The sequence below is a fragment of the Clostridium sp. AUH-JLR23 genome (assembly GCF_964238065.1).
Classification (GTDB): domain Bacteria; phylum Bacillota_I; class Bacilli_A; order Erysipelotrichales; family Coprobacillaceae; genus Allocoprobacillus; species Allocoprobacillus merdigallinarum.
On sequence record NZ_CAXSKY010000011.1, the window covers coordinates 31,355 to 50,720 of the forward strand.

16 protein-coding genes and 1 pseudogene are annotated in these 19,366 nt (G+C 32.0%); 1 reads left to right on the top strand and 16 read right to left on the bottom strand.

The annotated features are described in order from the left end of the window. Positions 1 to 13 precede the first annotated feature (13 nt). The 5 genes from ppdK to ACESR5_RS06925 all read right to left on the bottom strand — a co-directional run bounded on the left by ppdK (position 14) and on the right by ACESR5_RS06925 (position 7,747). Positions 14 to 2,650, bottom strand: a complete 2,637-nt coding sequence (gene ppdK, locus ACESR5_RS06905; RefSeq protein WP_087304163.1) for a pyruvate, phosphate dikinase — start codon at positions 2,648 to 2,650, stop codon at positions 14 to 16. A gap of 152 nt (positions 2,651 to 2,802) precedes the next feature. Continuing rightward, positions 2,803 to 4,365, bottom strand: coding sequence for a DEAD/DEAH box helicase (locus ACESR5_RS06910; protein WP_087245744.1), 1,563 nt, complete (start codon positions 4,363 to 4,365; stop codon positions 2,803 to 2,805). Positions 4,366 to 4,523: 158 nt separating this feature from the next. Continuing rightward, complete coding sequence (locus tag ACESR5_RS06915) at positions 4,524 to 6,134, bottom strand: GNAT family N-acetyltransferase (protein ID WP_373154823.1); 1,611 nt, start codon at positions 6,132 to 6,134, stop codon at positions 4,524 to 4,526. Between the two features lie 41 nt (positions 6,135 to 6,175). Beyond that, positions 6,176 to 6,502, bottom strand: coding sequence for a cyclic-di-AMP receptor (locus ACESR5_RS06920; RefSeq protein ID WP_087245748.1), 327 nt, complete (start codon positions 6,500 to 6,502; stop codon positions 6,176 to 6,178). Positions 6,503 to 6,559: 57 nt separating this feature from the next. Beyond that, positions 6,560 to 7,747, bottom strand: a complete 1,188-nt coding sequence (locus tag ACESR5_RS06925) for a deoxyguanosinetriphosphate triphosphohydrolase family protein (RefSeq protein ID WP_373154824.1) — start codon at positions 7,745 to 7,747, stop codon at positions 6,560 to 6,562. Between the two features lie 57 nt (positions 7,748 to 7,804). Here ACESR5_RS06925 and mutY point away from each other — a divergent pair, with 57 nt between their 5' ends. Next, a complete protein-coding gene (gene mutY, locus ACESR5_RS06930; RefSeq protein WP_087304159.1) occupies positions 7,805 to 8,833 on the top strand; it encodes an A/G-specific adenine glycosylase in 1,029 nt (342 codons plus the stop codon). Between the two features lie 68 nt (positions 8,834 to 8,901). Here the strand turns inward: mutY and ACESR5_RS06935 are convergent, their stop codons facing one another. The 11 genes and pseudogenes from ACESR5_RS06935 to tnpA form a co-directional block, all read right to left on the bottom strand. Then, the gene (locus ACESR5_RS06935) at positions 8,902 to 9,870 is read right to left on the bottom strand and encodes a PhoH family protein (protein WP_087245937.1); all 969 of its coding nucleotides are present in this window, start codon (positions 9,868 to 9,870) and stop codon (positions 8,902 to 8,904) included. Beyond that, positions 9,830 to 10,792, bottom strand: a complete 963-nt coding sequence (locus ACESR5_RS06940) for a sporulation protein YqfD (RefSeq protein WP_373154826.1) — start codon at positions 10,790 to 10,792, stop codon at positions 9,830 to 9,832. Before ACESR5_RS06940 ends, ACESR5_RS06935 begins: the two co-directional genes overlap by 41 nt. Then, positions 10,776 to 10,973, bottom strand: a complete 198-nt coding sequence (locus ACESR5_RS06945) for a YabP/YqfC family sporulation protein (protein WP_224762526.1) — start codon at positions 10,971 to 10,973, stop codon at positions 10,776 to 10,778. Before ACESR5_RS06945 ends, ACESR5_RS06940 begins: the two co-directional genes overlap by 17 nt. Before the next feature lie 64 nt (positions 10,974 to 11,037). After that, positions 11,038 to 11,220, bottom strand: coding sequence for a 30S ribosomal protein S21 (gene rpsU, locus ACESR5_RS06950; RefSeq protein ID WP_087245930.1), 183 nt, complete (start codon positions 11,218 to 11,220; stop codon positions 11,038 to 11,040). Positions 11,221 to 11,335: 115 nt separating this feature from the next. Beyond that, on the bottom strand, positions 11,336 to 11,986 hold the full coding sequence (gene deoC / locus ACESR5_RS06955; protein ID WP_373154828.1) for a deoxyribose-phosphate aldolase: 651 nt from the start codon (positions 11,984 to 11,986) through the stop codon (positions 11,336 to 11,338). Next, a complete protein-coding gene (locus ACESR5_RS06960; protein ID WP_373154830.1) occupies positions 11,955 to 13,436 on the bottom strand; it encodes a UDP-N-acetylmuramoyl-L-alanyl-D-glutamate--2,6-diaminopimelate ligase in 1,482 nt (493 codons plus the stop codon). Before ACESR5_RS06960 ends, deoC begins: the two co-directional genes overlap by 32 nt. Continuing rightward, entirely contained in the window at positions 13,423 to 14,730 is a 1,308-nt protein-coding gene (gene mtaB, locus ACESR5_RS06965) for a tRNA (N(6)-L-threonylcarbamoyladenosine(37)-C(2))-methylthiotransferase MtaB (RefSeq protein WP_129738196.1), read from the bottom strand. The genes ACESR5_RS06960 and mtaB overlap by 14 nt, the downstream gene beginning before the upstream one ends. An 11-nt stretch (positions 14,731 to 14,741) precedes the next feature. Beyond that, the gene (locus ACESR5_RS06970; RefSeq protein WP_087245922.1) at positions 14,742 to 15,512 is read right to left on the bottom strand and encodes a hypothetical protein; all 771 of its coding nucleotides are present in this window, start codon (positions 15,510 to 15,512) and stop codon (positions 14,742 to 14,744) included. Further along, positions 15,500 to 16,246 carry a 16S rRNA (uracil(1498)-N(3))-methyltransferase gene (locus tag ACESR5_RS06975; RefSeq protein WP_087245920.1) on the bottom strand — a complete coding sequence of 249 codons (747 nt, stop codon included), beginning with the start codon at positions 16,244 to 16,246 and terminating at the stop codon, positions 15,500 to 15,502. Before ACESR5_RS06975 ends, ACESR5_RS06970 begins: the two co-directional genes overlap by 13 nt. Positions 16,247 to 16,337: 91 nt before the next feature. Next, on the bottom strand, positions 16,338 to 18,908 hold the full coding sequence (locus ACESR5_RS06980) for an ATP-dependent Clp protease ATP-binding subunit (RefSeq protein WP_373154832.1): 2,571 nt from the start codon (positions 18,906 to 18,908) through the stop codon (positions 16,338 to 16,340). Positions 18,909 to 19,049: 141 nt separating this feature from the next. Then, positions 19,050 to 19,325: pseudogene (gene tnpA, locus ACESR5_RS06985) on the bottom strand (IS200/IS605 family transposase); the annotation flags it as partial. Between the last annotated feature and the right edge of the window lie 41 nt (positions 19,326 to 19,366).

The window sequence follows — 19,366 nt, forward strand, 5'->3', positions numbered from 1 at the left end:
CTTTGTATTTCAATTATTCAATTCCCATTTTTTCTTTAACAGCAGCTTGTGCAGCAGCTAAACGTGCTAATGGTACACGGAATGGAGAACATGAAACATATGTTAATCCTAATTTATGGCAGAATTCAACAGTGCTTGCTTCTCCACCATGTTCACCACAGATTCCAAGTTTGATATCAGGACGAGTTTTCTTACCTTTTTCAATAGCAATTCTCATTAATTCTCCGACACCTTCTTGGTCTACTTTAGCAAATGGATCTGATTCAAAGATTTGTTTACCATAGTAATCACCTAAGAATTTAGCAGCATCATCACGGCTGAATCCATAAGTCATCTGAGTTAAGTCATTTGTTCCAAAGCTAAAGAATTCAGCTTCTTCAGCAATTTTATCAGCAGTTAAAGCAGCTCTTGGGATTTCAATCATAGTACCAACTTTATATGGTAATTCTACACCAGCTTCTTTAATAATCTTATCTGCTGTATCACAGACAACTTTCTTAACATATTTTAATTCATGAACATCTCCAACAAGAGGAATCATGATTTCAGGAACAACATTTTGTCCTTCTCTATTGACTGCGATAGCTGCTTCAATAACAGCTCTTGTTTGCATTTCAGCAATTTCTGGATAAGTCACTGCCAAACGGCATCCTCTATGACCCATCATTGGGTTGAATTCTTTTAATGATTCAACACGAGCTTTTAAAGCATCAAAAGTCATACCTAAGCTTTCAGCAAGTGGACGAATTTCTTCATCAGTATGAGGTAAGAATTCATGTAAAGGTGGATCCAAGAAACGAATAGTTACTGGATAAATTTCCATAGCTTTAAACAATTCTTTAAAGTCACTTCTTTGATAAGGTAAGATTTTTTCAAGTGCTTCTCTTCTTGCTTCTTCAGTTTCAGCAGTAATCATACGTCTGAAGTTGAAAATTCTTTCTTCTTCAAAGAACATATGTTCTGTTCTACAAAGACCAATACCTTCTGCACCAAATTTACGTGCCTGTAAAGCATCTCTAGGTGTATCAGCATTTGTACGAACTTGTAATTTACGTACTTCGTCAGCCCATTCCATGAATGTTTCGAAATCACCACTAATTTCTGGTTCAACAGTTTTAATTTGTTCACCATAAACATTACCAGTGCTTCCGTCTAATGACATATAATCACCTTCATGATATTGTTTACCATCAGGTGTAGTTAAAATTTTATTTTCTTCATCAATCTTTAATGAACCACATCCACAAACGCAGCAAGTTCCCATACCTCTGGCAACAACTGCAGCATGTGATGTCATACCACCACGAATTGTCAAGATACCATGAGCAATATTCATACCTTCAATATCTTCAGGTGAAGTTTCAAGACGAACTAATAAGATATCTTGAACACCATTCTTTGATGCTTCAATAACATCTTCAGCAGTAAAATAGATACGACCAGTAGCGGCACCTGGAGAAGCAGCTAAACCAGTAGCTACAACTTGTGCACAACGTAATGATACATCATCAAAGTTTGGATGTAATAATTGATCTAATTGTTTAGGTTCAACTTTTAATAAAGCTTCTTCCTTAGTAATCATACCTTCATTAACAAGATCAACAGCAATCTTTAAAGCAGCAGCAGCTGTTCTTTTTCCATTACGTGTTTGAAGCATGAATAATTTACCATCTTCAATTGTAAATTCCATATCTTGCATATCTTTGTAATGATCTTCAAGGATTTTATTAATTTTTACAAATTGATCATAACAATCTGGCATAACTTCTTTTAATGTATCAATTGTTTGAGGTGTACGAATACCAGCAACAACGTCTTCACCTTGAGCGTTCATTAAGTATTCACCATATAATTTCTTTTCACCAGTAGCAGGGTTTCTTGTAAAGGCAACACCTGTACCAGAAGTTTCACCACGGTTACCATAAACCATTTCTTGAACGTTTACAGCTGTTCCCCAGCTTCCTGGGATATCATTTAAACGTCTATAAGTAATTGCACGATCATTATTCCATGATCTAAACACGGCTTTAATAGCTTCCATCATTTGTACTTTAGGATCTTGAGGGAAATCTACACCAGCATGTTTTTTATATTCTTCTTTATAGATTTCTACAACTTCTTTTAAATCATCAGCTGTTAAATCTGTATCAAATTCAACACCTTTTTCTTCCTTAACTTTATCAAACATATGTTCAAATGAGCTTTTTGGGAATCCCATAACAACATCAGCGAACATTTGAATAAAACGACGATAGCTATCATAAACAAAACGAGGATTTTGAGTCGCTTCAGTAAATCCTTTAGCCACTTCATCGTTCATTCCTAAATTTAAAACTGTATCCATCATACCAGGCATAGAAGCTCTTGCCCCAGAACGTACAGAAACAAGTAATGGATTATGTGCATTCCCCATTGTTTTTCCTGTAATTTTTTCTAATTCAGCAAGTTTTTCATAAACTTGGTCTTCGATTTCTTTAGCAATCACTTTCCCGTCTTCATAATATCTAGTGCAGGCTTCAGTTGTGACAGTAAATCCTTGAGGTACAGGCAAACCAATATTTGTCATTTCAGCTAAGTTAGCCCCTTTACCACCAAGTAAGTTACGCATGTCTTTATTTCCTTCACTAAATAAGTAGACATATTTTTTCATATAACTTCCTCCTTTGTTACTACTTTTCATATTATACACTATGTGAGTGCTTACATTCAATAAAAAAATGACGGAATTTAAAAAAAGTGAATGAATCTTTTTTCAAAATTCATTCACTCTCTTTTAAATTTATTTGAGCCATTCGGTGTTTTTTATTCGTCCTGTGCTAATTCTATACGAACACGTCTTCCTTTAATTTTTTGATTATAACAATAGTCAAGAACCTTTTGAGCAGCCCCTGGACTTAGATTAACAAAAGTAAACTTTCTTTTGATTGTAATATCTCCAATTTCTCTTTTTGGAATATCTGCATAGCGTACAAAAAAATCAATAATATCTTTGACATTAACTTTATCCATTGAACCTACTGTCATAAAAATACGCTGTTCTTCTTTATTCATCTCATTAAGACTTTGATAATCATATCCAACTCTTTGAGAATAACACATAGCAAGTAATGCTGCAATCACATCGTTTTTCATATGCTGTGGAATATCTTTTACAATCTTTTGAAAAGGTTTCATATTTCCTTTAAGCATGATTTCCTGTACATCAAACAATAATTCTTTAACTTTTTGATCAAAGATATCTTCAATAGCCGGAATATCTAATTTTTCAATATGACTATGTGTATGTTTTTCAATAGCTTTTAAGAAATTTCTCTCACGTGATGTCACAATAGAATAGGCTTCACCTTTTTTATTGGCACGACCAGTTCTTCCAATACGATGAATATACAATTCTTCATCTTGAGGCAATTCATAATTAATCACATGCGAAATATTGTCCACATCAATTCCTCTTGCTGCAACATCTGTCGCAACCAAATATTGAATTTGTCCAGTTTTAAATCTTCTTAACGTATTCATTCTTTGGTTTTGTGATAAATCTCCATGCATAGCTTCAACATTATAATGCTTTTGTTGCATAGCTGCGACAACTTCATCAACAGAACGCTTTGTTTTACAGAATATAATCGCATTATCCATTTCTCGAGAATCTAAAATACGGCATAGAACTTCAAAACGACGATTGACTTTCGTTTCAAAATAATATTGAGAAACTGTAGAAGCTGTCATTGTTTTGGCTTTGATTTGAATATGCTGATAATCTTCATGCATATAAAAACTTGCTATTTTCTTGATATCACTTGGCATTGTAGCTGAGAATAAAACTGTATGTCTGTCTTCAGGAACGGTTTGTAAAATCGTTTCAATATCATCAATAAATCCCATATTCAGCATTTCATCCGCTTCATCAAGAACGAGCCATTCAACACAATCTAATTTTAATGCTTTACGACGCATTAAATCTAAAACGCGTCCAGGTGTTCCAACAACAATGTCTGCACCTTTTTTTAAAGAACGAATCTGTTTTTCTATTTCACTTCCACCAAAAACACTGACAATAGATAAACTCGTATACTTACCAATACGTCGAAGTTCTTCATCAATCTGTAATGCAAGCTCACGGGTTGGTGATAATACTAAAGCTTTTACTCCATCATCCTTTTTGTTAATGCAAGACAATAAAACACTTCCAAAAGCCAAAGTCTTTCCAGTTCCAGTCTGAGCCTGTCCAATAATATCCTTTCCTTCCAATAATACAGGAATAGCTTTTTCCTGAATAGGAGAAGGGAGCACATACCCCATCATTTCAATACCTTGTAAAACCTGTTTTGATAAACCTAAATCATAAAAAGTGACTTGTTGCATATATAACCTCTCTTTCATCTACATTCGCCTTGTATCCGACAAAATCAAGGCAAACGTCATACAAATCATTCAAAATAAAAGTCAGGAAAAGATTTTTCCCGACTTACTTTTTTCTTTTCTATGCGATAATATCATACTCTCTACAAAAACACAACTCTTTATTTATTTTTTTGATGTTCTAAAATATAAGGCCTTACCTGTGCTAAAAAATAAAGTGATCCCGTTACAAAAACAACACCTTCATGTAAAAATGCCTGATCAATGGCTTTATGCCAATCTTTTTCAATTTTAACAGGAAAGTTTTCTGCCAATTTTTCAACGGTTTGTGCTCGATAAAAATCAAATTCACAAACAGTAATATCATCTGTTAGTTTTAACAACATTTCCATCATAGCGTGCGTATCTTTATCTTTTAAAGCACTAAAAATAATTTTTATATGCGAATATTTTTTAGCTGACTGATAAAAAGCTTCTATACCTTCCTTATTATGAGCTCCATCAATAATAATAAGCGGATGCTGACATACAGTTTCAAAGCGCCCTGCCCAGGTTGCTTCTAATAAGCCATTTAAGAGCTGTTCATCAGTATAGGTTAAATATTCATACTCTTTTAAATATTCCAATATTTCTATGGCTAACGCACTATTTTGGCATTGATAAATGGCCGATGTATTTAATCTTACATGATAATGACGATAATCATAGGTTAAATAATGACCATGATCTTGAATATTTTCTATATGTCTTGTTTGTATAAGTGGGCTATGCAATTTGTCACATATATTCTGAAAAACATTTAAACACTCACTCTTCTTTTCACCTGTTACATAGGGAATCCCTTCTTTAACAATACCAGCTTTTGTACGTGCAATCTGTTCATATGTATTTCCTAAATATTCAACATGGTCTAAACCGATATTGGTATTGGCACAAATCATTGGATAGATAATATTTGTTGCATCCAAGTCACCACCCAATCCAACTTCAAAAACTGCAAAATCAACACGATGTTTAATAAAAAACATAATCGCAATAAAAACTTCTATTTCAAACATAGAAAGTTCATATTCCAAACATAAATCCATATAACGATTTGCATAGGTAATAATTTCACCTTCTTGAATGTGTTGATTATTAATACGCATAATTTCTAAACGTGTTACTAAAACAGGTGATGTAAAAGTTGCCACTTTATAACCTGCATTTTGTAATACAGAACGTATATAATTCGTTGTTGAACCTTTTCCATTTGTTCCACCAATATGAATAGATTTCAATAAAATTTGAGGATTCCCCATATCTTTCATAAAACGTTTGAAATTATCCAGGGCATAAACACGTTGCTTTTGACTGGCAATAAAATCATGAACTTGCTGATAATGAGTAAAACGTTTTTGAATTTGATGGCGATAAACAAGTTTTTGTTCTGTTAATTGATCTTCGAGAATTTCAAAGCCCAATTGTTTATATAAAGGCTCTAATGTTTGAGAAACAGTCACATATAAATCATCACAAGATAATTGTATAGCTTGACGTATCAAATCACTGGCAATGCCTTGATGACGATAACTTTCTAAAACGCATAAATATTTGATGTGTTGAAATTCATAAATCCCAATAACCCCTACCAGTTTCTTTTCAAAAGCTCCAATAAAAAATAGCTTCTTTTGGCGAGAAAGAGTGAGTATTTCTAATAAGGATTGCTGGTCATTATAAAAAAGTTGCGCTGCTTCTTTGATTTCATGTCCTCTTAAAATTCTTAATTCCACAATGTTCTCCTTTACAAAGAAAAAACAGCTTAAGCTGTTTTTTAAATTTTTTCAAAACGATCTACGTCTACTACAAAGACAGTTGCTCCACCAACTAAGACATCCACCATGATAGGTGTAAAAAATTCTCCCATTTCAGTAGGTGGAACCGTAGGTTCCTTTTCTACACGCTTTCTAGCATGAGCTTTTATAATCTCAAGTGCCGGATCTACTTTATCATCATTTGTTCCGATAAAGAAAGTTGTATTTCCTTTCTTTAAAAAACCACCAGATGTTGCTAACTTCGTAACAAAGAAACCACCTTCAGTCAATGCTGTCTGAACAGCATTACTATCATCATTATTTACAATTGCAATTATGAGTTTCATAGTCTGACTCCTTTCTTTCTTTTATCTTATCACTTTTTTAAGATAAGTACAATTTTTTTAATAGTCTTCTATCATTTCCCCATGTTGTCGTGGTAAAAAACGTTCTTCATAAAAACGCAAAGCATAGCTATCTGTCATTCCTGATAAATAATCACTGACAATCAGTTCACCAGGAGATTGCTGATAAGTTTCTGCCATTTTTGAAACATGAGCACATATACCCTTTTGAGGATAATGACGGTATATGAAATCATCATATAAAATATCATATAATTCTTTCACCATTCGTGTTAATTTTTCGTTTTCTTTCAATATTGTGGGATGATGATGAATATGTGTTGAAATAAATGTAAAGAGAATTTCTAAGGCATGAAAGACTTCTTTTGAAAATTCTAAATATGGTTTATGATAACTATGAATAACCAAATCACCAATCAAACGATTAATAATAGCTTTATTATCTTTACCTAATACTTGAACCACTTCTAATGGCAAATCATCTATAGAAATAATACCTACCTTAATTGCATCTTCAATGTCTTTACCAACATATGAAATAACATCAGAAATACGAACAACACATCCTTCTAATGTCATTGGCAAAATCTTAAAAGAATAATCTTTCTCATGCCAACATTTTTCATATTCTTCCCAAAACTGTTCAATTGTTTTATGACTATCTGGTTTATATATAGGTGAAAGAATCTCACCATTATGGCATAAGATTCCATCTAAGACCTGTAAAGATACATTATATCCGATTCCATTTCTTTCTATAAACAGTAAATTTCTAACACTATTCGCATTATGCGTAAAATAGCCAAATCCTCTTTCTTCTAAACAATCATTAATAGCTTTTTCACCTACATGTCCATATGGCGCATGACCTAAATCATGTCCTAATGCAATAGCTTCAATTAAATCTAAATTCAGATTTAAACCTCTACCAATCTGTCTTGCTATACGTGATACCCACTGGCCATGTAAAGAACGCTTAGTAATGTGAACATTACTAAAAAAGGATAATGCCTGTGTCTTGTCGACATATCGGCTATAACTTTTAGAATATAAAACACGATCAATATCTTCTTCAAAAGGCCAGCGAATATCAAATTCTTTGGCTTTCTTTTTTGTATTCTTCACTTTAATACAATCACTATTACATGTTGCATAAGGAGACAATCTTTCATCTGCTAATTTTGTTTCTCTTAAAGAATCATGAATAATTTGATCTTGAGCTTTCATGAAATCACATCCTTTTTCTTTTTTTATTTTTTATAGTATAATACTTATGGTGATTTGATGCAAAATAATATACAAAATAATTTAATTTCATGGTATAACCACAACCATCGCCAATTTCCTTGGCGAGAAACCACGAATCCTTACTATATATGGATTAGTGAAATTATGCTACAACAAACAACAACCGAAGCAGTCATTCCCTATTATAAACGTTTTATTCAAACGTTTGATACTATTGATAAATTGGCTAGTGCCTCTTTAGAAGAAGTTTATAAATTATGGGAAGGTCTTGGTTATTATCGTCGAGCTAAACATATTCATGAAACTGCACAACTGATTTGCGAAAAATATGATGGACAGTTTCCTGACACCTATGAAGATATCTTAAAACTCAAAGGGATTGGTCCTTATACTGCTGGAGCTATTTGTTCTATTGCTTATGGATTGTCTACTCCTGCCATTGACGGCAATGTGTTAAGAATTATCTCACGATTATATGCCTTAACTGAAAATATTGCTTTACCAAAAGCTCAAAAGAATATTTTTCATATTGTGAACGATTTATTGATTGGTTATGATGCTTCTGCCTTTAATCAAGGTTTAATGGATCTTGGTGCCACTATTTGTCGTCCTTTAAATCCACAATGTGAAATTTGTCCTATTGCCCCCTTTTGTAAAGCCAGACAATCTGGACAACAGAAAGTATTACCTATTTCTATAAAAAATATCAAACATAAAGAAATCAATTACATAACTGGCATTATTACTTATCAAGATCAATATGTCATGATTCAAAATCCTGCCGGATTATTAGAAAATTTATATGGTTTTATTCAATACGAGTTGGAAAGCCCCTATCGCTTTATTGAAGAATTTGAAAAACAGTATCATATATCATTATCTCTTGTTTCTTATCATGGTCAGGTTAAACATGTTTTTACGCATCGTACATGGCATATGCATATCTATCATTTTACAATTTCCAAACCATTGTCATCATTATATAGTTTAAATGATATTTCACAGCTTCCTGTTTCAACGGCACATTTAAAAGTTTTAAAGCATTATTTAAAAACAATCGAATAAGCAATAAAAAGTGGTACAATGTGTGAACCACTTTTTATTATAGGATAACTACTGATTTTCATCAGTATTTAATTGATATTTTCACTTTTTTCATCTTCTTCATAACGTTCTATAATTCTCTGCACAACAGGATGTCTAACAACATCTAAGGCTGTCAAATAGACAAAACGAATACCTTTGACATCTTTTAAAATATGCAAAGCTTTTTTCAATCCACTACCTACACCTTTTGGTAAGTCTATTTGCGTAATATCACCTGTAATGATCATCTTAGAACGAAAACCAAGTCTAGTTAAAAACATTTTCATCTGTGCATCAGTCGTATTTTGTGCTTCATCCAAAATCACATAGGCATCTTCCAAAGTACGTCCACGCATATAAGCAAGTGGTGCAATCTCAATAATGCCTTTTTCAATAAAGCGTTCTGTCTTTTCACGACCTAACATATCATATAAAGCATCGTAAAGAGGTCTTAAATATGGATCCACCTTTTCTTTTAAATCCCCTGGTAAAAATCCCAGACTCTCACCCGCCTCCACTGCCGGTCTTGTCAGAACAATTTTTTGAACTTCGTTATTCTTTAATGCCTGAACAGCAAAAACAACTGCCATATATGTTTTTCCTGTCCCTGCTGGACCAATCGCAAAAACAACATCATTACGCTTTAAAGCATTATAATATTCTTTCTGACCTAAAGTTTTTGGATAAATCAATTTTCCATTTGTTGTCCTTGCTATTTTTGTCTGATAAAGTTCATCAATCATATTCAACTGATGATTTTTAGCTAAATTCAAAGAATAGATAATATCACGTTGACTGATTGTTTTTCCTTGCTTAACTAAAGTCAGTAAAGTACGAATCATATCTTCAACTTCCTGATTTTTGATTTCTGTATCATTTAAAACAATCTCATCACCACGAACAATCATTTCACATTGCATAGCTTCTTCTAATAAATGTATATTTTCTTCCTGCTGTCCTAAAAGTCTTGATATTTCATCCATTGTGCATGTTTCTAGCTTTAAGATTTTCTTCATTGTCTTCTCCTTTGACTGCAATATCTTCAATAAGAGTATAATGCATCTTTAACGTTATTTTACTACGTGTACTTGTCATTTGTAAAACATTTTCTTTATCAATAACAGCTTCTGTTGGTATCTGAGCACGAATATTTAATAAAAGCTGATAAAAGGCTTCTCCGTAATCTTGTTTTTTATTAGGCAGACTCGCTTCATACTGATGAAAAGTATAAGCGTAAACATGCCCTTCTACTGGAATAATCTTTGTTTTATTTTGGGTTGAAATGATTGTGTTTTCAACAAGCAAATCACCTTTTTTAACGTAATCATTTTTCTTGACAAGAATATGACCACTTTTAACATCTAACGATTGAATCATGCCATCTTCTTTGGCATATAAATTACGATAATCATCTTTTTTGACTGTTTCTTGTCGACGTTTCGTATATTCAATATGAAAAACACTGCCTGTCTGATAGATATTCATATATTCAATTTTCTCTTTATATATATCCTTAAATTGCAGCAATAAATCATTTAATTTCTCATAGCTTTGAAGCGGTTTTAACAAATCTATATTTTCTTTTTGTAAAGTTTTCATCATGCTCTTATTGACCTCAGGTAATGTTCCTTCAATTTGAATATCAAAAATAAGATAAGATGAAACAAAAATACTGATGAAGAAAAAAAGCACTCCAATAAAATTTAAATGCTGTCGTGATAAGAAAAAGATATATTTCAATAAGCCAATGGTCTCAATATACTGATATGGATAATCCCATCTTTTTAAAATATATCTTTGATAAACAGGAAGATAAAATAGAAATTGAGAGTCCTTTTTTTGTAAATGTATTAATTTTAATCTTCTATCTCTAGCATAAATCAATAATGAATAAATTAATGACTCATCTACACTATATTTATCATACCCTATTTTCATCATATTCAATCACTTTCACATGACCATGAAGTCGAATTTCCTTTTGATCATAATATTCAATCTGTAGATTTTCTCCTCTAATAATCAAATTGTAATCGGGCATCTGAATTTTAAAAAAATGTGTATCCATCATCAGAACTTCATGATAATCATAAATACAAATACGTTCCTTATCAATCATCAGCATGATACCACCTCAGTGGAATATATGATACAAAACAAAAAAGAAGAACCAAAAGTTCTTCTTATCTTTGTTTACCTTTATTTTTTCTAGCAGCTTCTGATTTCATTTTACGTTTTAAACCAGGCTTAACATAAAATTCTCTTTTACGAGCTTCTGCAAGGGTACCTGTTCTAGAAACTTGTCTTTTGAAACGACGTAATGCATCATCTAATGATTCATTTTCTCTTACTACAGTTTTTGCCATATTGAACTTCCCCCCTTTACTAATACCAAATACATGCGTTATTATACATTGATAATAACAGAAAATCAAGTTTTTTTATATAATTCCCACTTGATATTTTCATTTTTTTCATTTATTACTGTTTCATCAACGAAACTCCTGATGAAGTTCCAATACGTGTTGCTCCAGCATCAATCATATCTTGCATATCCTGATAAGTTTTCACTCCACCACTTGCTTTGACTTCACATTGTTCACCAACTGTCTGTTTCATCAATGCAACATCATGAACAGTGGCTCCTCCAGTTGAGAATCCTGTTGATGTTTTGACAAAAGTTGCTTTTGCTTTCATAGCCTGTTGACAAGCTAAAACTTTTTCTTCATCAGTTAATAAACAAGTTTCAATAATCACTTTTACACAACGTCCCTGGCTGGCATCAACAACAGCCTGAATATCTTTATATACAGTTTCAATATCACCAGCTTTTAACGCCCCAATATTAATAACCATATCAATTTCATCACTACCATTTTCAATAGCATTTTTTGCTTCAAATGCTTTCACTTCTGAAGTATTAGCTCCTAGTGGAAATCCAATAACTGTACAGATTTTCACATCGCAATCTGCTAAGTATTTTGCACAATAAGATACCCATACTGGATTAACACATACTGAAGCAAAATCATATTGCTTTGCTTCATCACACAAATGCGTAATTTCATCTTTTGTTGCATTCGCTTTTAATAATGTGTGATCAATAAATTTGTTCCATTTCTTTTCCATCATCTTCTTCTCCTTTAAAGATTTTATGAATTGCCTCTAAAGCAACATATTTATCTCCAGGATAAGGATCATTACCAATTGCAGAAGCCATAAATTGTTCATGTCCTTTCCCTAGAATCAAAATAACATCATCACGATTCGCAATTTCAATTGCCTGTTCAATAGCAATGCGACGATCTTCAATAATAACACTTACAGGTTTTTCAATATATTTTTGAATATCTAAGCAGATATCCTGAATATCTTCATCTCGATTATCTTCAGCCGTCAAAATAACCTGATCACAGTATTGATTCGCTAATTTCCCTATTTTTTGCCTTTTATTATAATTCTTCTTTCCTGGCGCTCCAAAAACAGCAATAATTCTTCCGTTTTTCTTCACTTGTTGAGCAAACTGAAATACTTTTTCATAACTTTTCGCATGTTGACAATAGTCCACAATAACATGGAAAGGATATGGATGACTTAATAATTCCATACGTCCATCAACACCTTGAATATGTTCAATCATATCAATAATTTGCATAATCGGCATTTCTAGCGCTAATAAAGATGTTACAACAGCCAGAATATTCGATATATTAAAACGAGCTAAAACAGGAACTGAGACATGATATAATTCATCATGAACCTGTAAATCAAATTCACTATGATCAATAAATAACTCTATATTTCTAGCCATGACGTCTGCTCTATGTTCAATACCATAAGTCAGAACATGACTTTTGATAGAGTCTTTGACAAGAGTGTAAAAGCGAACTTCATCTGTATTTAAAATAGCATAACCTTTTTCATCCAACAAGGAAAAAAGCTTAGCTTTAGAAGCCATCAGATTTTCCATCGTCCCATGAAAATCCAAATGTTCTTCATAAACATTTGTAAAAACAGCAATATCAAAATGAACACTATCAACTCTTTTCAAAGCCAAACCATGACTTGATACTTCTAATGTTACACCTTTGACATCTTTTTTCACCATATCATTTAAATGTCTTTGTAAAAAAATAGTTTCTGGTGTTGTATATGGGCATTGTTCAATAATACCTGCATATTCAATATTATTTGTCCCAATATATCCCATTTTTAAAAATTGTGATAAAGCATTTTTAATCATCAAGGCAACAATTGTTTTTCCACTTGAACCAGTTATACCAATCACCGTCATTTTATAACTAGGGTGATCATAAAATAAATCAGCAACTCTGTTCAATTCATCTAAAACATTATCAACCTTGATATATAAAATATCCTTATGCTTAAATGTTAGAGGTTTAGAGTAAACAATGCATTTCGCCCCTTGAAATATAGCATCTTCAATATATTTATGTCCATCTACACTTAAACCATCAATACAAAAGAAAATAGAATCTCTTCCTACATAGCGTGAATCACTATGAATGGAACGAATCTTAAAATCTTCTTCAACATCAAATAATTCATTAATTTTCTTCACTCACAACACTTCCTATCAATTCTGTATCTTGACATTCCTCAATAAAAACAGGATAGATATGTCCTACTGAATCCAATGGTAACTTCGTTTTAACTTTCAAATAATTAGAAGCATGACCAATCATATAATCCCCATCAGCTTCTTCAATTAAAACATTCAAAGTCTGTCCAATCTGTTGGCTGGCAAACTCATGAAGGAGCTGATGCGATAAATCCATCAACGCTTTCACTCTTTGATGTTTAACATTTCCATCTACCTGATCTTTCATTTTGGCAGCCGGTGTCCCTTGACGAGGTGAATATGGGAAAACATGTAATTGGTTAAAATGCATGTCTTTAATCCACTGATATGTGGATTCAAAATCTTCATCAGTTTCACCAGGAAAACCAACAATAACATCAGTTGTTATAGACAAGGTTGGTAATTTTTCTTTTAATTCTTTCATCTTTGATGCAAATTCATCAGTCGTATAATGACGATTCATTTTTTTCAAGATTTTATCGCATCCAGACTGAATAGGAATATGAAGATGATCAACGATAATAGGTGATGTAGCAATCAGATCTATGATTTCATGAGTGATTTGACTCATTTCAATTGAAGAAATTCTTAATCGCTTTAAACCTTTCACTTTTGTCGTTAAATCTACCAATAAGTCATAAAAGCTGTAATTATCAAAATCTTGTCCGTATCCAGCAGTATGAATTCCTGTCAGAACAATTTCTACAAAACCATGATCAACTAATTTTTGAGCCTGTTTTAAAACACTCTCCTTATCTCTCGAACGAATACGCCCTCTCGCGTATGGGATAATGCAATATGTACAAAAATTATTACATCCATCCTGAATTTTCAAAAAGGCTCTTGTGTTTTTCGTAAATTCATCAATATCCAGATCTTCAAAATGAGATAATTTCATAACATCAGCAACATGAATAACAGTCTGATGTGTTTTTTGGTATTCTTCAACAAATTCCACAATTCGATTTCTAAACTGAGTTCCTAAAACAACACCAACACCTTCAATTTTTGCAACTTCTTGGCTTGCAACCTGACTATAACATCCCACTACACATACTGTAGCTTGAGGATTTTGACGAATAGCTTTACGAATCATCTGACGAGATTTAGAATCTCCAGTGTTTGTAACAGTACATGTATTAATGACATAAACATCTGCCTGTTCTTTAAAATCTACACTTTCATATCCTGCATCACAAAAAAGCTTCAGCATCGCTTCTGATTCATAAGTATTCACTTTACAACCCAATGTTAAAAAAGCAACTTTTTTCATAAAAATCCTTTCTATTTATATTTTTTTATAATTTTTTTATAATTCTTTAAAGAAATATATTCCAAATCTTTCAATGTTTCTAAACAATCCAGATACAAATAATTTTCAATATCATATGCAATCTTTTGAATATCTTCAATACGAACTTCACATTGAGCTTTATCGTCTTGAATGATAACTTTATTCAAAAATTCATGATTATCTTTTTTAAAGATATAAATGGTTTTAAGCGGATCAAAATAAAAGCAAATATGTCTTTGATCTTCATATACATTCTCTAAAGAAGAAAAACCTGTACGAAAGATAGAATAACCATACATATCAATTGGTGTATGAAGATTCACTTTAAAATTTTGTATATATTCACGATGTTGTTTTAATAGCAACATTTGATAATCATGAGTATAACGCTGATTGACAAATGGTTCTAAATAAGGAATATAAATCATGACTTGACTCTGTAAATCCTGGAAATGAGGAGCCGTTTCTAAAACTCCAGCAATATCATTATTAAACATCTTTTGTTTTTCATCATAATTTAAATAATCCAATAAATCATAATGTTGATTTAAAAATCCCTCATAAATATTTTCAATCTGATTTTGCGTTAATAAACCACGATATATAATTTCATATGAAAACAAATCAAAATCAGTCTTGATTTTTGAAGATAAGCCCATCTTTTCAAAAAAAGAACGATGACTTTCTATTTCTTGATATAATTGTGTTTTAGCAAGAGGAATTTCCACCCCTATTTTATTTAAACTTTCTATAAATCCCATGATGACATCAACTCCCTACTAAATCCAATAACACTTAACATATATAACGGGGCTGTTTCGCTACGTAAAATTCTTTTTCCTAACGAGCAGGCCTGAACACCTAGCTCTTTCATCTTTTGAATTTCACTTTCATCGAAACCACCTTCAGGTCCTACAATAATTGTTATAGTGTGATAATCTTTTTGAAGCGTTTTTGCTAAAAGTGATTTTTCACCATTTCTACTTTCTTCTTCATAGGCAACTAAATTGACATCGCCTAAATATTTCTCTAACTGTGATATTTTTATAAGTGAAGTCAACTCAGGTATTGTCTGACGACAAGATTGTTCACTTGCCTCTTTTAAAATACGAGTATAACGTTCTCTTTTCTTTTCAAAAGATTTTTCATCCGTTTTAATAATACTTCTTTGTGATAGAAAAGGAACAATTCTATGAACACCTAATTCCGTAGCCTTTTGAAGAACCCATTCAAATTTATCATTTTTAGGCAAGCCATAGATTAAAGTCACTTCAACATCCAATTCATTATTTTCTATGAGCTCTTCTTTTTGTTGAAGTATTCCTTTTTCAATATCTATAATTTCATATATATAAACATGATGATCTGGTAAAATACAAATCACTTGATCACCTTGATGATATCGCATGACACGTTGCATATGTTTATGATTATAAGGGTCAATATGTATGAATGATCCCTCTATATTTTGAGCATCTATAAAATATCTTTGCATAACTTCCTCCTTTGGCTATTCTATCACATTTTGTTGAATATAAAAAGAAAAAAAGATTAGTAAAGTCAATCCTCTACTAACCTTCTCACTCTTATGACTTTCTAATCATAAATTGTTGATTTTGATAATCAATCGTAATGTTATCATCTTTTTGAATAGAACCTTTAATCATTTCTTTGGCAACTAAAGTTTCAATATGTCCCTGAATGAAACGTTTAAGTGGTCTCGCTCCAAAAGTAGGATCAAAACCTTCTCTTGCGATTTCTTCTTTAGCCCCGTCACTCACTTGAACTGATATATTTTGTTGTTCTAGACGTTTAGAAAGCTGAGCAATAAATTTATCAACAATCTTATAAACAACTTGATTATCTAATGAATTGAACATGACAATTTCATCAATACGATTCAAGAATTCTGGTTTAAAATGAGCTTTTAATTCCATTTCAACTTCATGTCTTGTTTCTTCATTATTACCTTGTAATAAATATTGTGAGCCAATATTAGATGTCATAATAATGATTGTATTTTTGAAGCTAACAACATTGCCTTTAGAATCAGTAATACGACCATCATCTAAGACTTGAAGCAAAACATTAAAGACTTCAGGATGGGCTTTTTCAATTTCATCCAATAAAACAATGCTATAAGGTGCACGTCTAACAGCTTCCGTTAATTGGCCACCTTCTTCATATCCAACATAACCTGGAGGAGCTCCTAACAAACGAGAAACACTGAATTTTTCCATATATTCACTCATGTCAATACGGACAATATTCTTTTCACTATCGAATAATTGTTCTGCTAAACTCTTTGCAACTTCTGTTTTTCCTACTCCAGTTGGCCCAAGGAACATAAATGAACCAATTGGACGGTTTTCATCATTGATTCCAGCACGTGATCTTAAAATAGCATCACAGATTTTTTCAATCGCTTCATCCTGTCCAATAACTCTTTTTCTTAAAGTATCATCAAGATGTAATAATTTTTCTCTTTCAGATTCCATCAATTTATGAATAGGAATACCTGTCCATCTAGCAATAACTTCACTGACTGTATCAACTGTTACTTTTTCCTGTAATAAAGCATCATCAGACTCTTGTGATTGATAATTAGCAATTTCTTTATTAATACGAGGTAATGTTTCATATTTGATTTTTGAAGCTTCTTCTAAATTACCTTCAGTTTCATATTTATCTTTAAGGGCTTCATATCTCACTTTTTGATCTTTTAATTCTTTAATATGATCTAAAGCTTTCTTTTCTTCTTTCCATTTATCTGTTAAACCTGTTACTTGTTCATCTAATGAAGCAATACGACTCCTAATTTCATCTAGACGTTTTTCATTATCTGCATTTTTATCTTCTTTTTCAATAGAAATACGTTCCATTTCCAAACGATTCTTTTCTCTTGTGATAACATCTAATTCTTCTGGTAAAGAATCAATTTCCATACGTACAGATGCACATGCTTCATCAATCAAATCAATAGCCTTATCTGGCAAGAAACGATCAGTAATATAACGTTCACTCATATTCACAGCTGCCACAATGGCACTATCTGTAATCTGAACACCATGATGAGATTCAAAGCTATCTTTTAAACCACGTAAAATCGCAATTGTATCGTCACTATCTGGTTCATCAACTTGAACTTTTTGGAAACGTCTTTCTAAAGCAGCATCTTTTTCAATGTACATACGATACTCATCTAGCGTTGTTGCTCCAATACAGTGAAGTTCACCACGTGCTAACATTGGTTTTAATAAGTTAGCTGCATCCATAGCACCATCTGTTTTTCCAGCTCCAACAAGCTGATGAATCTCATCAATGAATAAAATGATATTTCCTTCAGATTTTTTAATTTCATTTAATACAGCTTTTAATCTTTCTTCAAATTCACCACGATATTTAGCACCTGCTACCAAAGCTCCTAAATCAAGTTCATAAAGAGTCTTATTTTGCAAGCTGACAGGCACGTCATTTTTAAAAATACGCCATGCCAATCCTTCAACAATAGCAGTCTTTCCAACACCTGGTTCACCTATCAAAATAGGATTATTTTTTGTTTTACGTGATAAGATTTGAATAACACGTCTAATTTCTTCATCACGACCAATAACAGGATCTAATTTTCCATCCTTAACATCTTGAATAAGATCTCTACCATATTTTGTTAAAACTTCATATTGATTTTCTGGTTGTGGATTATTAACCATATTTCCACCTCGCATTTCCTGAATAATCTTTTCTAATTCTTTTTTATTTAAATGATATTGTCGAATCAAATCTTGAATAAATGTTGATTGCACTTCAAACATTGCCATAATCAAATGTTCAACACTTGTATATTCATCTTTATAATCACTCATCACTTTTTGAGCCTTTATTAACAATTGATTCAAATCATATGATATTCTTAATTGACTTTCATCAACACCATTGACTCTTGGTTTTTGTTGTTGTTTATTTCTTAAAAATGTTTCTAACTGTTGAATATTGACATTTGCTTTTGATAGCACACGATATAAAATACCACTTGTATCTTCCAATAATGCTAATAAAAAATCTTCAACATCAACAACCTGACAAGACATTCCTAAAGTCTGTTGCATGGCTTTTTGCATAGCTTCCTGCATAGCTGTTGTCCATTTTTCTATATTCATCTTCATCACTCCTTTAGCACTCATTATATCCAAGTGCTAATTATAGTATACCATGTTTTTTAGCACTGTCAACCCCGAAGTGCTAAAATGTTTATTAAAATTCAAATACTGTTTTTATAATGAATAACCTGACTTATTCAAATCAAATATCATCAGTGTAGACTTTGACTTCAACTGCCCCATAAATTCCGATATAGAATATTTTGGTGGAATTTCAAGCAACATATGTATATGGTCAGGACATGCTTGCCCCTCTATAAGTTCTACATCCTTGAATCTGTTAATCAACAGTATCAATATCTCTATGATATCTCTTCTTAATTTATTATATATGATGAGCCTTCTATATTTTGGTACGATAACTATATGATATTTGCATCTATATGATGTATGTGATAAACTATTTATGTCTTTCATAGACTAACCTCCTTTGATTCTTTTGTTTCTTAGCTGCCAGG

Excerpts from the sequence above, each read along its gene's own strand:
- ppdK (WP_087304163.1), bottom strand. The coding sequence starts at position 2,650 with ATGAAAAAATATGTCTACTTATTTAGTGAAGGAAATAAAGACATGCGT.
- ACESR5_RS06910 (WP_087245744.1), bottom strand. The coding sequence starts at position 4,365 with ATGCAACAAGTCACTTTTTATGATTTAGGTTTATCAAAACAGGTTTTA.
- ACESR5_RS06920 (WP_087245748.1), bottom strand. The coding sequence starts at position 6,502 with ATGAAACTCATAATTGCAATTGTAAATAATGATGATAGTAATGCTGTT.
- ACESR5_RS06925 (WP_373154824.1), bottom strand. The coding sequence starts at position 7,747 with ATGAAAGCTCAAGATCAAATTATTCATGATTCTTTAAGAGAAACAAAA.
- mutY (WP_087304159.1), top strand. The coding sequence starts at position 7,805 with ATGCAAAATAATATACAAAATAATTTAATTTCATGGTATAACCACAAC.
- ACESR5_RS06935 (WP_087245937.1), bottom strand. The coding sequence starts at position 9,870 with ATGAAGAAAATCTTAAAGCTAGAAACATGCACAATGGATGAAATATCA.
- ACESR5_RS06940 (WP_373154826.1), bottom strand. The coding sequence starts at position 10,792 with ATGAAAATAGGGTATGATAAATATAGTGTAGATGAGTCATTAATTTAT.
- ACESR5_RS06945 (WP_224762526.1), bottom strand. The coding sequence starts at position 10,973 with ATGATTGATAAGGAACGTATTTGTATTTATGATTATCATGAAGTTCTG.
- rpsU (WP_087245930.1), bottom strand. The coding sequence starts at position 11,220 with ATGGCAAAAACTGTAGTAAGAGAAAATGAATCATTAGATGATGCATTA.
- deoC (WP_373154828.1), bottom strand. The coding sequence starts at position 11,986 with ATGATGGAAAAGAAATGGAACAAATTTATTGATCACACATTATTAAAA.
- mtaB (WP_129738196.1), bottom strand. The coding sequence starts at position 14,730 with ATGAAAAAAGTTGCTTTTTTAACATTGGGTTGTAAAGTGAATACTTAT.
- ACESR5_RS06970 (WP_087245922.1), bottom strand. The coding sequence starts at position 15,512 with ATGGGATTTATAGAAAGTTTAAATAAAATAGGGGTGGAAATTCCTCTT.
- ACESR5_RS06975 (WP_087245920.1), bottom strand. The coding sequence starts at position 16,246 with ATGCAAAGATATTTTATAGATGCTCAAAATATAGAGGGATCATTCATA.
- ACESR5_RS06980 (WP_373154832.1), bottom strand. The coding sequence starts at position 18,908 with ATGAATATAGAAAAATGGACAACAGCTATGCAGGAAGCTATGCAAAAA.